The 14,705-nt window shown below is 63.0% G+C and carries 13 protein-coding genes; 6 read left to right on the top strand and 7 right to left on the bottom strand.

From position 1 onward, the window contains the following. Positions 1 to 105: 105 nt before the first annotated feature. Both ACPCXD_RS03480 and ACPCXD_RS03475 read right to left on the bottom strand, forming a co-directional pair. On the bottom strand, positions 106 to 1,428 hold the full coding sequence (locus ACPCXD_RS03480; RefSeq protein WP_423658407.1) for a UDP-glucose dehydrogenase family protein: 1,323 nt from the start codon (positions 1,426 to 1,428) through the stop codon (positions 106 to 108). Between the two features lie 38 nt (positions 1,429 to 1,466). Next, complete coding sequence (locus ACPCXD_RS03475) at positions 1,467 to 2,849, bottom strand: sugar transferase (protein ID WP_423658405.1); 1,383 nt, start codon at positions 2,847 to 2,849, stop codon at positions 1,467 to 1,469. 666 nt (positions 2,850 to 3,515) lie between these two features. Here ACPCXD_RS03475 and ACPCXD_RS03470 point away from each other — a divergent pair. The 6 genes from ACPCXD_RS03470 to ACPCXD_RS03445 all read left to right on the top strand — a co-directional run bounded on the left by ACPCXD_RS03470 (position 3,516) and on the right by ACPCXD_RS03445 (position 8,608). After that, positions 3,516 to 4,475 (top strand): UTP--glucose-1-phosphate uridylyltransferase, encoded by a 960-nt coding sequence (locus tag ACPCXD_RS03470; RefSeq protein WP_423658404.1) that lies wholly within the window; start codon positions 3,516 to 3,518, stop codon positions 4,473 to 4,475. A 49-nt stretch (positions 4,476 to 4,524) separates the two neighbouring features. Further along, a complete protein-coding gene (locus tag ACPCXD_RS03465; protein WP_423658402.1) occupies positions 4,525 to 5,103 on the top strand; it encodes a helix-turn-helix domain-containing protein in 579 nt (192 codons plus the stop codon). Next, a complete protein-coding gene (locus tag ACPCXD_RS03460) occupies positions 5,025 to 5,630 on the top strand; it encodes an IS630 family transposase (protein WP_423658400.1) in 606 nt (201 codons plus the stop codon). Before ACPCXD_RS03465 ends, ACPCXD_RS03460 begins: the two co-directional genes overlap by 79 nt. A gap of 474 nt (positions 5,631 to 6,104) precedes the next feature. Next, positions 6,105 to 6,974: a helix-turn-helix domain-containing protein gene (locus ACPCXD_RS03455; protein ID WP_423658398.1), complete on the top strand. Its 870-nt coding sequence runs from the start codon at positions 6,105 to 6,107 to the stop codon at positions 6,972 to 6,974. 67 nt (positions 6,975 to 7,041) lie between these two features. Next, complete coding sequence (locus ACPCXD_RS03450; RefSeq protein ID WP_423658396.1) at positions 7,042 to 7,959, top strand: aspartate dehydrogenase domain-containing protein; 918 nt, start codon at positions 7,042 to 7,044, stop codon at positions 7,957 to 7,959. A 271-nt stretch (positions 7,960 to 8,230) separates the two neighbouring features. Continuing rightward, a complete protein-coding gene (locus ACPCXD_RS03445) occupies positions 8,231 to 8,608 on the top strand; it encodes a hypothetical protein (protein ID WP_261379971.1) in 378 nt (125 codons plus the stop codon). A gap of 70 nt (positions 8,609 to 8,678) precedes the next feature. Here ACPCXD_RS03445 and ACPCXD_RS03440 read toward each other — a convergent pair whose 3' ends face one another. From ACPCXD_RS03440 to ACPCXD_RS03420, 5 genes are all read right to left on the bottom strand, one after another. Then, positions 8,679 to 9,599, bottom strand: a complete 921-nt coding sequence (locus ACPCXD_RS03440; protein ID WP_106201301.1) for an SDR family oxidoreductase — start codon at positions 9,597 to 9,599, stop codon at positions 8,679 to 8,681. Between the two features lie 108 nt (positions 9,600 to 9,707). Beyond that, the gene (locus tag ACPCXD_RS03435; RefSeq protein WP_162836411.1) at positions 9,708 to 9,860 is read right to left on the bottom strand and encodes a hypothetical protein; all 153 of its coding nucleotides are present in this window, start codon (positions 9,858 to 9,860) and stop codon (positions 9,708 to 9,710) included. Positions 9,861 to 10,104: 244 nt separating this feature from the next. Then, complete coding sequence (locus tag ACPCXD_RS03430) at positions 10,105 to 11,631, bottom strand: sugar transferase (RefSeq protein WP_423658393.1); 1,527 nt, start codon at positions 11,629 to 11,631, stop codon at positions 10,105 to 10,107. Positions 11,632 to 11,824: 193 nt separating this feature from the next. Further along, the gene (locus ACPCXD_RS03425) at positions 11,825 to 13,873 is read right to left on the bottom strand and encodes a heavy metal translocating P-type ATPase (RefSeq protein WP_423658391.1); all 2,049 of its coding nucleotides are present in this window, start codon (positions 13,871 to 13,873) and stop codon (positions 11,825 to 11,827) included. A 48-nt stretch (positions 13,874 to 13,921) separates the two neighbouring features. Next, on the bottom strand, positions 13,922 to 14,581 hold the full coding sequence (locus ACPCXD_RS03420; protein WP_423658853.1) for a DUF305 domain-containing protein: 660 nt from the start codon (positions 14,579 to 14,581) through the stop codon (positions 13,922 to 13,924). Positions 14,582 to 14,705 lie beyond the last annotated feature (124 nt).

The following is a 14,705-nucleotide window of genomic DNA, read 5'->3' as shown; positions in this document are numbered from 1 at the left end:
CTAACGGGTGACTTTGTCTCACTTCTCGTCTCCTACGAATACCCTCGATAACCAAAAACGTGCGTGGAGTCGCCGATCGCACGGCTGTAGCCGAATCGTTTGTTGTTACCGGCCCACGCCGCGGTACTCCCAGCCTGCCGCTTGCCAATCCTTGGGCACGAGGCAATTTCGGCCATCGATAATGCTCTTGTTCCTAACCACGCCACCTAGCTGCCGTGGATCCAACTTCTTGAACTCACCCCATTCGGTGAGAACCAGCACCGCATCCACCCCTGCGCACGCCTCTCGTACACTCGTCATGTAGTTGAGAGTCGGGAAGAGTGCGCGTGAATTTTCCGATGCCTTGGGGTCATAGACGTTGACGGACGCACCCTGCAACTGCATCTGACCTGCGATGTTCAATGCGGGAGAATCCCGCACATCGTCAGAGTTCGGCTTGAAGGCAGCACCAAGCACCGCGACCCGCGTACCAAGGAACGATCCGCCCACAGCCTCACGCGCAATTTCCACCATGCGAGTACGACGACGCATGTTGATGTTGTCGACCTCACGCAGGAACGTCAGGGCCTCATCCGCACCAATTTCACCAGCACGAGCCATGAACGCACGGATGTCCTTTGGCAAGCACCCGCCGCCAAAGCCGACACCAGCATTGAGGAATTTTCGGCCGATTCGATCGTCGTGCCCAATAGCGTCTGCGAGGACAGTCACATCGGCGCCGGCGGCCTCGCAAACCTCTGCCATTGCGTTAATGAACGAAATCTTTGTCGCAAGGAAAGCGTTCGCGGCCGTCTTCACGAGCTCAGCGGTCGGAAGATCGGTGACGAGGAATGGAATTCCCTCATCTAGAAGATTCGCGTAGACCTCTCGTGCTACTTCCTCTGCCCTACCGGGGCGGTCCCGATCGAGACCCAACACCATGCGGTCAGGGTGCAGCGTATCTTCTACCGCGAATCCTTCGCGCAAAAACTCAGGGTTCCAGGCGACCTCTACATCGTTGCCGGCGGGAGCGAGTCGGCGTGCCAGATCCCCCAGGCGCTTCGCGGTCCCGACGGGGACCGTTGACTTTCCGAAAATCACAGCGGGACGGTTGAGAAGAGGTGCAAGAGTTTCAACCACTGCATTGACATAGGTTAAGTCAGCGGCAAACTCGCCCTTTTTCTGTGGTGTTCCGACTCCGATAAAATGAATGTCAGCAAATTCTGCGGCCTCTTGATACGAGGAGGTGAATCGAAGTCGACCGATTTCGACGTTTCTCTTCAGCACTTCGTCGAGGCCGGGTTCATAGAAAGGTACGTCGCCGGCCTCCAGCTTCGCGAGTTTGCTCTCATCGATGTCCACGCCGACAACTTCGTGTCCAAGTTCCGCCATGCACGCGGCATGTGTTGCACCCAGGTATCCGGTGCCGAACACAGAAATACGACTCATTCCGAGACTCCAACTCTCATAGCTTGTGGCTGATAGATTCAGTACGCGCCGTCAGACGCAACAACAGCTTTGGCGGTCTTGCCGATGATCAGTACATCGGAGACCATCGACCAGTTCTCCACGTACGACAGGTCCAGTCGCACCGACTCGTCCCACGACAGATCCGACCGACCCGACACCTGCCAGAGCCCGGTGACACCGGGGCGCACCAGCAGGCGACGCTGGACCCGACCGTCGTAGGCCTCGACCTCACGCCGCAGCGGCGGACGCGGACCCACCACGCTCATCTCGCCGCGGATGACGTTGAGGAACTGCGGGAGTTCGTCGATGCTGAACCGGCGCATCACCTTGCCGATACGGGTGACCCGCGGGTCGTCCTTCATCTTGAACAGCGGGCCGGCACCCTCGTTCTGCGCCAGCAACGTGTCGACCATTTTGTCGGCGTTGGTCACCATCGACCGGAACTTGATCATCCCGAACGGGGTGCCGTCGATGCCGATGCGCTCGGCCTTGTAGAAGATCGGACCCCGATCCTCGAGCTTGATGAGCAGCGCGATGACCGCGAACACCGGCGCCAACGCCACCAGTGCCGCACCGGCGAAGACGAGATCGAAGATCCGCTTTCCCGATCGCTTCGCACCGTGATAGCTCGGCTTCTCGACGTGAATCAGCGGCAGACCCGCCACCGGGCGCATCTCGATGCGCGGGCCGGCCACATCGACCACACCCGTCGCCACGACCAGGTCGGTGTCGAGCGGCTCGAGCTGCCAGACCAGATCGTGCAAACCGTCGCTACCGAGCGTCTCGGTGGCGGTGACCACCACCGTGTCCGCCCCCGACAACTTGAGCGCTTCGACGACGGAGTGCTCGTCTCCGTAGATGGTGATCTCCCGGCCGTCGACATCGATCACATCACCGGGTGCACCCGAATAGCGCGGCACGCAGACACCGACGACGCGGTAACCTTCGCCGTCCTTGCGGGCGAAGGTGCGGGTCATGTGCCGCACCGCCCGCGCCCCACCGACCACCAGCACCGAGGTGCGGAACTCACCGCGAGCACGCTTGCGCGCGATCACCTTCCGCCACACCCACCGCGACACCAGTAAACCGGCAAGACCCACCGGCAGTGCGATTGCCAGATATCCACGTGCCAGTTCCAATCGGAACACGAGGGCGACGATCGCAATGAACCCGAACAATCGTGCGGTGCTCGAAACGACGCGCTGATATTCGCTATGACCTGCGCCGATGACACGCCGCGACCGAGTGCGGAAGAGGGCAAGGGTGATCAACCAGAGACTGACGAGACCAGCCGAGATCAGCGTGTAGTTGAGCTCGGATACCGGTTCCGTCGTCAGTAGGTCGGCCTGTCCGAAACGGATGCTGTGCGCCAAGGCTACGGCCAGCACAACGACAATCATGTCGGACCAGATCAAGCGGCCGATATAGGACTGCTGCCAGTTTCTCCGGTTTGCCGATGGCGACGGCTTGTGCTGTCCACGAACAAAATTGGCGTAGTCCCCCACGAGTGCTTCGGGTACGCCGCGACTCGCCTCCCCGACGGCAGTCATAACCCAACCACCCTCATTGTTGTCTCCTCCCCGAGACATGTACCGCTCACGAACAAGCAACGCCGGGCCCGATCCGCGTACCCTCCCCGGTCGCGTAATCTGCCCGTTGCGTGCCCAGTCGGGCGCAGTTCCTCCAGTTGTGCGCGCGCATCGCCTCCATGCGAAAACGCTCTTTGAGACTGTAACGTTACTTACGAGATATGGCAGCTTGAACGGTCGTCCAGATTCGGACCCCACTTCAATGCGCTGCGTCGTTGCACTATCGCATACGTTTGCGTGCCTTGACGGCACGCAGGAGGCAATCACCCCTGCTGTCTTGCACTTTCAGTGCATTCTTCGATTCGCGAACCGAGAGACCGGCCCCTAGACTGCGCTTACCGACCCCCGCGTCATGTGGGATTGATGGCCGGAATGTTGACGGTGAGATCTATCTCACCGTTGTTCAACGTTTGGACCGTGTAATAGCGGGTATTCCCGCCCGGTCATGCGCTCGACAGGGGAGGCGAGGGTAGAACCATGCAAGAAGTAGGAGTGCACAAAGCTTTCCGCACCGCAGTGGTACCGGCGGCAGGGATGGGCACCAGATTCCTGCCGGCGACGAAGACTGTGCCGAAGGAGCTATTGCCGGTGGTCGATACGCCGGGCATCGAACTCGTAGCGACGGAAGCTGCCCATTCGGGGGCTCAACGACTTCTCATTGTTACATCTCCCGGAAAGGACGGCGTTGTCGCGCATTTCGTCGACGACTTCGATCTCGAGGAGCACCTCGAAGCAAAAGGCAAGCTCAAGTTGCTTGAGAAAGTGCGGCGCGCACCTAATCTGCTCTCGGTCGAATCGGTTGTCCAGGAGAAGCCGCTCGGTCTGGGCCATGCTGTCGGCTGCGCGGAAGTGGCTCTAGAGCCGGACGAGGACGCGATTGCAGTTCTTCTCCCGGACGACCTTGTGCAACCAAGCGGAATCCTGGAAACGATGGCTCGTGTCCGAGCCAAGCGCGGGGGCACGGTCTTGTGCGCTATCGACGTTCCGAAGAGCCAGGTGAGTTCATACGGCGTATTCGAGGTCGAAGAAGTGCCCAACGTCGCAAATCCGGATGTTCTGCGAGTCCGCGGAATGGTGGAGAAACCGGCGCTTGCCGATGCTCCCTCCACGCTTGCCGCCGCGGGACGGTACCTCTTAGACCGTGAGATTTTCGACGCCCTACGTCAGATCAAGCCCGGTGCTGGTGGAGAACTCCAACTGACCGATGCCATCGCGCTGCTGATCGCAGAGGGCCACCCGGTCCACGTGGTTGTGCATCGCGGGACCCGCCACGATCTCGGCAACCCCGGTGGATACCTCCGGGCAGCTGTCGACGCCGCACTCGACAGCGAGGAATACGGCGACGGACTCCGGAAGTGGCTCCATGAGCGCTTGAAGCGGGATACGTCCGACGCTAGTGGCTCGTCACGGATTGTTGACCGGGTAATCCGCGGCTGACCGACACGTCCACGGCAGACTGTCTCCGAGTCGAGACAAGGAGGTGGTCGTGGCACGTCAACCGAGCGTGTTCGTCCGATCGTTGACCATGGAGGAAGGGCGACGGCTGCAGAAGATCAGCCGCACCGCCAAGGACCCGATCAAACTCCGCCGAGCCATCGTGGTGCTCATGTCCGCGCAAGGCCAGACCGTCAAAGACATCACCTCGTTGATGCAGTTCAGCGACGATTACGTCCGCGATGTCATCCACGCGTTCAACGAGCAGGGATTCGAGGCGTTGCACCCAAAATGGAACGGGGGACGGCCGAAGACGATCGATGAGCAGACTCGCGAGAAGATCTGCTTGATCGCCCGGACGTCCCCCGCCGATTGGAAGATCACCGCGTTCTCCACCTGGAGTCTGGCCAAGCTGACCGAGCACCTGATCGCGCAGAAGATCGTGCCGACCATCAGCCGTGAGACGCTGCGCCGCATCCTGCGCGACGGGAAGGTCACCTGGCAGTCCACCACGACGTGGAAGGCCTCGACCGACCCGGATTTTTGTCGAAGATGCACGCGATCCTCGAGCTGTATGACACCCCGCCGCCCGATGGGCGGGTCGTCTGCGTCGACGAATTCGGGCCGCTGAACCTGCAACCCCGCAAAGGGAAATCGTGGCGGCCGGCGACGTCGCCGCTTCGGTTGCGGGCGACGTATCACCGCTACGACGGGGTGATGCACATGCTCGCCGCACTCGACTTATCCAGCGGCAGAATGTATTACCGAATCAGGCCTCGTAAACGAGCTGGCGAGTTCCTCGACCTTCTGAAGGTGTTGCGGGCCAGGTGGCCCGGGGAGAAGTTGTACGTGGTGCTCGACAACTTCTCCCCGCACCGGCACCTGTCCGTCCGCCGGTGGGCGGCGGACAACGACGTCGAGTTGGTGTTCTTGCCGACCTACGGGTCGTGGCTGAACTGGATCGAATCCGAGTTCGCGGCGTTGCGGTACTTCGCCCTGAACGGCACCGATCATCGCAGTCACACCGAGCAGAACACTGCGATCGCGGCGTATATGCGGTGGCGCAATGCCCGTGCCGAACCGAAAACCCGATTCGCCCCGGACTCGCCGATCCGATCGTGGACCGAGTACCCGTATTATCCGGCCAAGGTTGCGTGACGAGCCACTAGCTGACCCGGATAGAGCTGGATCGCGTCGATAGGACTTAGGTCCCATGCGCGACGTGCCGGATGGCACTGATTCTGGTTAAATCCTCAAGTGTGTTGCCTCCCCGCAACATGCCCCTTCCCCTCCCCGGGGAATCGGTGGCAATTGAGCCCCGCTGGTTCCTCCCCTTTGCCAGCGGGGCTCGCTCGACTTCGGCTCACGTCCCCGTACTGCCAGAAGTGGCCTGAGACCGCACGGTATGTGAATACAACGTGACGCGACCCGGTTGGTCCCCAATCTCGCGGATCTCCCCACCGAAACGTTGACGCCTCCCAGACGCGATGCCAAGATGATCAACCACGCGCTCGAACGTGCGTGCGAACAACTCAAAACAGATGGCCCGCCGCGACTGGCATCGCGACGGGCCGGATGTCCGACTAGTTGGGAGTCGAACATGTGTCAGCATACCCATGGGCAGGTGACCTCGTGAGTATCGAAGCGATCACCTGGGCGCTCGAACGCGCCGAAATTCCGAACCCAACGCCACCCGGGATGCCGTCAGCGCCGGCTCTGACAGTGGTGCTGCTCGGCCTGGCCAATCATGCGTCCCGACATGGTGCGGATGCGTATCCATCTGTGCGGAAGCTCGCCGGGTACGCCCGCATCAGCGAACGCCAGGTGCAGCGTTGTCTGAAGGCACTCGCCGCTCTCGGCCTCATCGCCAAAGGCGATCAAGAGCGGATAGCGGCGACGATTCCTCGCGAAGACCGCCGCCCCGTTCTGTACAACCTGTCGATGAAGCGGAGTGACACGCCGTCACCCCGCAGCTCTGAACGAGGTGACAAGGCGAAGCGCCACGGGGTGACAGGAACGACCGAGCGGGGTGACACCCCGGTCACCCGAACCGTCCTTGAACCAACAAATGAACCTGCTGCACTCTCCCACTCGACGAATCGCACCCGCGATGCAACACGCGAGCAGCAACCATCTCCCATCGACCGATTGGCCACGGCGTGTCGGCGGGCCGGCCTGTCTGCACGGTTCGACACCCTGACGCAGGCGAAGTGCACCCTCGTCGAGCAATCGATCGACACTCACGGCGTAGACGCTCTTGTCCGCGCCGCGCTCGAACGTCATCGACCATGGGACCCAGCTCGCTCCGCAGCAGCATGGATCCCGATCTGGCAGTCGCTGCAACCACCCCGCCCAAAACTCCCGCCGCGATGCGGTCGATGCGACGAATATGGCTGGTTGCCCGACGACGAACTCGGACGTGCAGTGCGATGCCCATGCCGTCAAGTGACGTCGCACAGGATTCCCACTTCACCTCAGGAGGCGATGCTCTTGGCAGCATGAGCACACTTGCCGCTGGCGGTAGTGCGCTGGCGCCTTAGTTGCCCTCGTAGCAACGCATTCCGATCCCTTGAGTGGTGCTGCGAGTGATACGACGACGTCGCGAATCAGACATCGCCGATTCCTTCTCTCGGTACCATGGCCCGTATTTCGTGGAAACGAGCGGCGGCATGCCGCAGAGGACGTGAGGCAACTGGCACCCGAAGAAATCGAACATCGTCCGATAGCAGTGTGCGTTGTCGGGACCGGTGCAATCGGACAGACGGTGATCGACGCCCTGCGCGACGACGTGGTGCCGCATGTAAGCGTCGCAGCCGTGTTGGACTCACGAAGCAGCCCTGAGGAGGCCTCCGCTGCATTCGACGTCGCCGACATCGTGGTGGAAGCTGCCACGGTCGACGCCGCTCGGACTCTGCTCCCCGAGGTGGTGAAACGCGGTAAGGACATCATCGTCTGTTCGTGCGGCGTCTTCGCCGAGCGCGGTTTCGATGTGGAACCGTTCGGCTCCGGACCAGGACGTGTACTGCTCCCGACGGGCGCTATCGGCGGCTTCGATGTTCTGGCCGCAGCGACACGTGCAGGAAGCCGCGATGCACGCCTCACCCACACCACGATCAAGCGGCCCGGCGCGCTCGGCATCGAAGAATGTCTGGACGCAGAACGCACCGTTTTCCGAGGATCGGCGCGAGAAGCCGCCCTGGCCTTTCCGCGAACCTCGAACTCGTCGGTGGCTCTCGCCCTCGCGACGCTCGGGCTGGATCGGGTCGAGGTGGTGGTCATTGCCGACCCCGCCGCTGCGAGTACGCGCCACGTCGTCGAGTGGGAGTCGCCGCTCGGCCGGTACGAGCTGACGTTCGAGAACACGATCGACCCGGCATCGAGCGGGCGCACATCTGCGATCACTGCCTGGTCGGTGATCGAGGTTCTTGCTGCGCTATCGCTCGGGATCGGCCCCGGCGCGGTCGTGCTCGGGCCTCCCCGTAGGTAGTAGCCAGCCCCGAGAGGCTCCGTACGCTGCCTGAGGGAGATTGCCGCTTTCGCGTGTTTGGAGCAGAATTTCGGGACGAAAGTCCCGAATGCGCGGGCGGAATCGTAACCACTTCCGTCACATTCGTGTTTCCTGATGACCGGTCGGGTAGCGGAGCGTGAACGGGTGCTGTACACAGTGTGAAACAACACATTTCGCAGGTGAAGGTGTAACTCCCTACCGGGAGTGGCAATTCGGTTTCACCTGACCTACTCGCACCCTGGAGCAGCCTGTGACGACATCATCGCTTTCGGACCGACCGGCACGGGTACTTTTTCTCGGCACCCCCTCCAACGCGGCAGCACTCGACCGGTGGGAAGAACTGCAGAAGCGCCTCACTCTCGCAGGCATCGAAACCACTACCGCCTTCGAAGGTGAAGTGCACTACGCGATCCTGACCGAGGACATTCTGGACGGCTACTGCACCGCTGCCGAGGCACTCACATTGCAGAAGCTCCGGACGCAAGGGATCACGTGTGCAAGCACATGCGCCGGCCCCGAGCAGATTCTCGCCGCGCTGGCGGAAACCTCGGCCGACGTTGCTTCTGTCGTGCCGATCTCGGCAGCCCGGGGAAGCACTTACCGGCACGCTGTATCCAGCGCAGTCTGAAACTCCAGAACGAATTGTGCGCGCCAGTGGAGATTCACTGGCGCGCACTACTCGTTGATGACGGTTCGTTCTACGGCGACGGCATCCCACCGTTGACGTGGATCGTCGCTCCTACCACGTAGCTCGATTCCGGCGACGCCAGGAACACGTAGGCCGGCGCCAGTTCGGTCGGCTGCCCCGCACGTCCGAGCGGAGTGTTCTGCCCGAACTCGGGCAGCTCTTCCTTCGGCTGACCGTCCGAGGGCTGCAATGGTGTCCAGATCGGTCCCGGCGCAACCGCGTTCACACGGATGCCCTTCTCCGCCAGCTGGGTCGCCATGTTCTTCGTGAAGTTGTTGATCGCGGCCTTCGTCGACGAGTAGTCGATCAGGGCCGGCGACGGCTGGTACGCCACGATCGACGTGGTGTTGATGATCGTCGAACCCGGCTGCAGGTGCTTCAAGGCAGCACGCGTGGTGCGGAACATCGCGAGGATGTTCACCTGAAAGGTCTGCTCGAGCTGATCGTCGGGCAGGTCGTCCAATCCCTCGACCGCAATCTGCTTGCCGGCATTGTTGACCAGGATGTCCAGTCCGCCGAGCTGTTCGACCGCCTGGTTCACGACCTCGGAGCAGAACGAGGCATCCGTCAGATCGCCCGGGAGAGTGACTGCCTTGCGACCGCTTTCGGTGATGATGCGTGCGACGTTCTTCGCGTCGGGTTCTTCGTCCGGCAGATATGAGATCGCCACGTCGGCACCCTCCCGCGCGAACGCGATGGCCGTGGCGGCGCCGATGCCCGAATCTCCACCGGTGATCAGTGCCTTACGTCCTTCGAGCCTGCCCGTCCCTCGATAAGAGAACTCACCTATATCGGCCTTGGGCACCATGTCGGCGTCGAGACCCGGCTCGGGCTGGTCCTGCTTCGGAGGCGAGATGGACGGGTAGCGAGTAGTCGGATCCTGAAACTTCAGTTGATCGGTCTTAGTGGTGTGCACGTCTTGCTCAGCCATGAGTACCGTCCTGTGAATCGATGGTTTTCCGAGTTGCGTGAAAGCTCGTCGCAAATCGGCTTCCCGTCACGGACCCGTCGCAAACTCGGTCATCTGCGGGACGAGCGGCTATCCGACGTCACGGATATCGTCCTCACCGTCCTCGTCGAGTGGCGGCGGGAGCTCGCGTTCGTCGCGGGCACGAACGACCAGACCGAAGACCACAGCGACGGCGACGGACAGCACCAGCCACGAGACGAGCAGCACAAAAACCCAGTTCACATGTCGAACAACGGTTCGCCGAACCGAAATGTTACCGGCGAGTAAGAACTCACCCGTGAATTCACCCCGCATCGGCAATCGAGATGCGTCCCGCCCACTGGGAAAGTCCGGAGACGCAGAGACCCCGCCGGAAGGCCATGCGAGTAACCTTCCGGCGGGGTTCGATGTCACCGTGCAGGGGACGGCGACAGCCTGAGACACTACCGTGAAGTTGATCTTGGGGCGAGAATCGCCCGATCGAAGGTCAGTACGCGCCTTCGCTGGCGACGACCGCCTTCACGGTCTTCATGATGATCAGCACGTCGGAGACCATGGACCAGTTCTCCACGTACGACAGGTCCAGACGCACCGACTCGTCCCACGACAGGTCCGAGCGGCCACTGACCTGCCAGAGGCCCGTGACACCGGGACGCACCAGCAGACGACGCTTTACCCGGCCGTCGTAGCTCTCCACCTCGCGACGCAGCGGCGGACGCGGACCCACGACGCTCATCTCGCCGCGCACGACGTTGATGAACTGCGGCAACTCGTCGATGCTGAACCGGCGCAGGACCCGGCCGACACGAGTGACGCGCGGGTCTTCCTTCATCTTGAAGAGCAGGCCGGCGCCCTCGTTCTGGTCGAGCAACTTGTCGACCAGCTTGTCGGCGTTCTGCACCATCGACCGGAACTTGATCATTCCGAACGGGGTTCCGTCGAGTCCGATGCGCTCGGCCTTGTAGAAGACCGGACCGCCGTCCTCGAGCTTGATCAACAGTGCAACGACAGCGAAGACCGGCGCTAGGCACAGCAACGCGGCGAGCGAGAACGCGAGGTCGAACAGACGCTTCCCGCTGCGCTTCGCACCGTGATAGCTCGGCTTCTCCACATGGATCAGCGGCAACCCGGCCACCGGGCGCATCTCGATGCGCGGACCGGCGACGTCGACGACGCCGGTCGCCACCACCAGATCGGCGCGCTCGGGTTCGAGCTGCCACAGCAGGTCGCGAATGCCCTCGTGACCAAGAGTCTCGGTGGCGGTCACCGCGACGGTGTCGGCACCCGAGGCGCGCAACGCTTCGACGACGGTGTTCTCGTCGCCGTGGATCGGGATCTGCCGTCCGTCCACGTCGATGCTCTCGCCCGGCACACCGGAATAGCGCGGCACGCACACACCCACCACGCGATAACCCTCGCCGCTGCGGCGCTGGAACGTGCTGGCCATGTGACGAACTGCGCGAGCGCCACCCACCACCAGCACCGAGGTCGTGAATTCACCCTTCCTGCGACGGCGTGCGACGACCCGTCGCCAGACCCACCGGAAGAACAGCAGTCCCGCGAGACCGGCGGGCAGAGCGATGGCGAGATAGCCGCGCGCGAGCTCCATCCGGAAGATGAGCGCCACGATGGCAACGAGGCCGAAAAGGTTGAGCGTCGCCGAAACGACGCGCTGATATTCCTCGAAGCCGGCGCCGATCACCCGCCTGGAACGTGTACGGAACAGGGAAAGAAATGCGATCCACGCCGCGCCGAACGCGACAGAGATCAGCGTGTAACTCAGTGTTCCGACGCCGTCCATGGTGACGAGCGAATCCTGTCCGAACCGCACCACATGCGCGAGCACGATAGCCAGCACGACGACCGCACTGTCGGTCAGGAACAAAGTGTTGACGTAGGACTTCTGCCAGCTCCACCTGTTGGATGGTCCACTGACGACCGACTCGCCGACACTGCTGTCGGCACCGGAAATACCTTGCACAGCATCGTCGTCCGTGTGACGAACCGTGGTCATGACGGAAGAACCCTCATAGTGTGTCTCCTCCCCGAGACGCTTCGACGTTCGAGCACCTCCCTGCACTCGGACGTCGATAACCCCGTATATCGAAGCCACGTCCTCCGTAGCGGCTCCGATACGTTATGCGATTGAGATCGTCTCACAGAATTGTTGCGTGCGCGCGGCAACAAAAGAGAAGTTATCGAGAAACTCACCCGTTGGTAGCGTGCTCGGGGTCGAGATCGAGGCGCCGGAGCGTCTGGGCATTTAGTGCAACGACGATCGTCGACGCCGACATCAGCACCGCGGCGAGGGCCGGCGAGATCGCGACACCGGCAAAGGCCAGCACACCGGCCGCCAACGGAACGGCGACGACGTTGTATCCGGTTGCCCACAGCAGGTTCTGCCACATCTTGCGGTAACTCGCGTGCGAGAGCTCGACGATCGACAGCACCGCTCGCGGATCGTTCGCCGCGAGGACGACGCCGGCCGACTCGATCGCGACGTCCGTGCCGGCTCCGATCGCGATACCGACGTCGGCTCGCGCGAGGGCAGGCGCGTCGTTGACGCCGTCGCCGACCATCGCGACGGTGTGTCCGCGCTTCTGCAGTTCGGCGACCTTCGCGTCCTTGTGTTCCGGAAGCACTTCCGCAAACACTTCGTCGATGCCGAGATCGGCAGCTACGGCGTCGGCCACCTGCTGGGCATCGCCGGTGATCATCGCGACCGTCACGCCGCGCGCATGCAGAGCGTCGACGGCCTGCCGCGATTCGTCGCGCACGGTGTCCTCGAGCTCCACCGCGCCGAGCACCCGACCGTCGGAGGCGACGTGCAGCACCGACGCACCGCGTTGTACCCATCCGTCGGTGACCGCGGCGACGTCGTCGGGCACCGACAGTTGCAGGGAGCTCAGCATGGACGGTCCGCCGATCGTCACCTCTGCCCCGTCGACCAGTCCGCGAACACCGCGGCCGGGCAACGAGCGGAAGTCCGTCACCGCCATCCGTTTCGCCGAGGGCACGCGGGCACCAGCGGCAGCCACGATGGCGCGCGCGACCGGGTGCTCGCTGTCGGCTTCGACCGCTGCTGCCAGGGCGAGCAGATGCTCCTCGTCGGTCCCCGCCGTCGCGACGACACCGGTGACCTCGTGCCTGCCCTGCGTGAGGGTGCCGGTCTTGTCGAACAGCACCGCGTCGACGGTGCGCATGCGTTCGAGCGCCAGCCGATCCTTGACGAGCACACCCGCGCGAGCCGCGCGCTCGGTCGAGATCGCGATCACCAACGGAATCGCCAGACCCAGCGCGTGCGGGCAGGCGATGACCAGGACGGTCACGGTGCGCACCACGGCTTCGTCGAGATTGCCGAGCAACGTCCACACGAGAAAGGTGAGAGCACCGGCAATCGCGGCGAAGTAGAAGAGGAAGGCCGCGGCGCGATCCGCCAACGCCTGCGCGCGGGAGGAGGATGCCTGGGCATCGGCGACCATGCGTTGGATGCCGGCCAACGCGGTGTCCTCCCCCACCGCCGTGATCCGCACCCGCAGCGCGCTGTCGGTGGCGACGGTGCCCGCGACCACCGTGTCGCCGACGTCGCGGGGGACCGTCTTGGATTCACCGGTGACCATCGACTCGTCGACCTCGGCGGTGCCGTCGATGACCGTGCCATCGGCGGGCACACGTGCTCCCGCGCGCACGAGCACCACGTCATCGAGAGCCACGTCGTGCAGCGGCACCTCGATCACACCGTCGTCGGTGACCTTCTCGGCGGTGTCGGGCAACATTGCGGCCAATGCTTCGAGTGCGCCCGAGGCCGAACCCAGCGCCCGCATCTCGAGCCAGTGACCGAGCAGCATGATGACGATCAGCAGCGCCAATTCCCACCAGAAGTCCAGGTCGAAACCGCCGACCTCGAGAGTCGTGGCCCACGACGCGACGAAGGCCACCGTGATGGCCATGGCGATCAGCAGCATCATCCCCGGTTGGCGGGAACGCAGTTCGGCCCAGCCTCCGGTCAGGAACGGCACGCCGCCATAGAAGAAGATGACGGTGCCCAGCACCGGTGGGATCCACTCGGTACCCGGAACATCCGGGAGGTGGTAGCCGAAGAGCTCGGCGACCATGTGGCTGAAGACCACGACCGGCACCGACAGGATCAGACTGACCCAGAACCGTCGCCGGAACATCTCGCCGTGGGCGCCGTGTCCCGCGTGACGATCGTGACCGGCGTGCTCGTGAGTGTGTTCGTGCACCTGCTGGGACATCGACAGCTCCTGACTCGGCCGGCGGGACGAACCCGCGACGCGGATCGGCTACAGAGTGGTCAACAACTGACGCATCGTGTCGATTTCCTTCTGCTGCGTGTCGGCGATGGTGCGGGCCAGCTCGACGGTATCGGGGTACTGCCCGTCCTCGATCTCGTCCTGTGCCATCTCGATCGCTCCCTCGTGGTGGGCGATCATCTGCTCCAGGAACAGGCGGGCCGCGTCGACGCCCTGCGCGTCGGACAGTGCCTGCATGTCCTGCTCGCTCATCATCCCGTCCATGTGCGGCATGTCGTCCATACCCGGCATGCCCGAGACAGACGGCATGCCGGACATGTGGCCGTTCATTCCAGGAGCGTCGTCACCGCGCATGGGCATGCCCCATTCCGCGAGCCATGCCTCGAACTGCTCGATCTCGGGTTGTTGCTCTGCCTTGATCTGCTCGGCCAGCGCCCTCACCGGCTCCGGGATGCCGTCCTTTGCCAGCAGCATGTCGCTCATCTCGATGGCCTGCGCATGGTGCGGGATCATCATGCGCGAGAACATCACATCGTCCTGGTCGAACCGCGCGGAGTTCGCCTCGGCGGATGTCGGAGCCGAAGTGGCGGTCGCCGTGGTTGCTTCGTTGCCACCGGAATCACTGCACGCAGACGTCGTGAATGCCACTGCCAGCGCGATCGCACCGGCAGCCAGAGCCTTCTTGTTCATGGCATCCACCCTCGCGTGTGCGCTCCCGGGTTCCGGTGGAGATCTCATGAAGATTTGCTCAAGAAGTGCGGGCACATCGTCAGCACCACGGCGGGTGGTGATGATGGATGCCATGCCTTCCTCT

It is taken from the genome of Rhodococcus sp. AB351, from assembly GCF_049538275.1.
Classification (GTDB): Bacteria; Actinomycetota; Actinomycetes; order Mycobacteriales; family Mycobacteriaceae; genus Rhodococcus.
The sequence above is the reverse complement of the archived record's forward strand: the minus strand, read 5'-3'. Positions and strand labels throughout refer to the sequence as shown.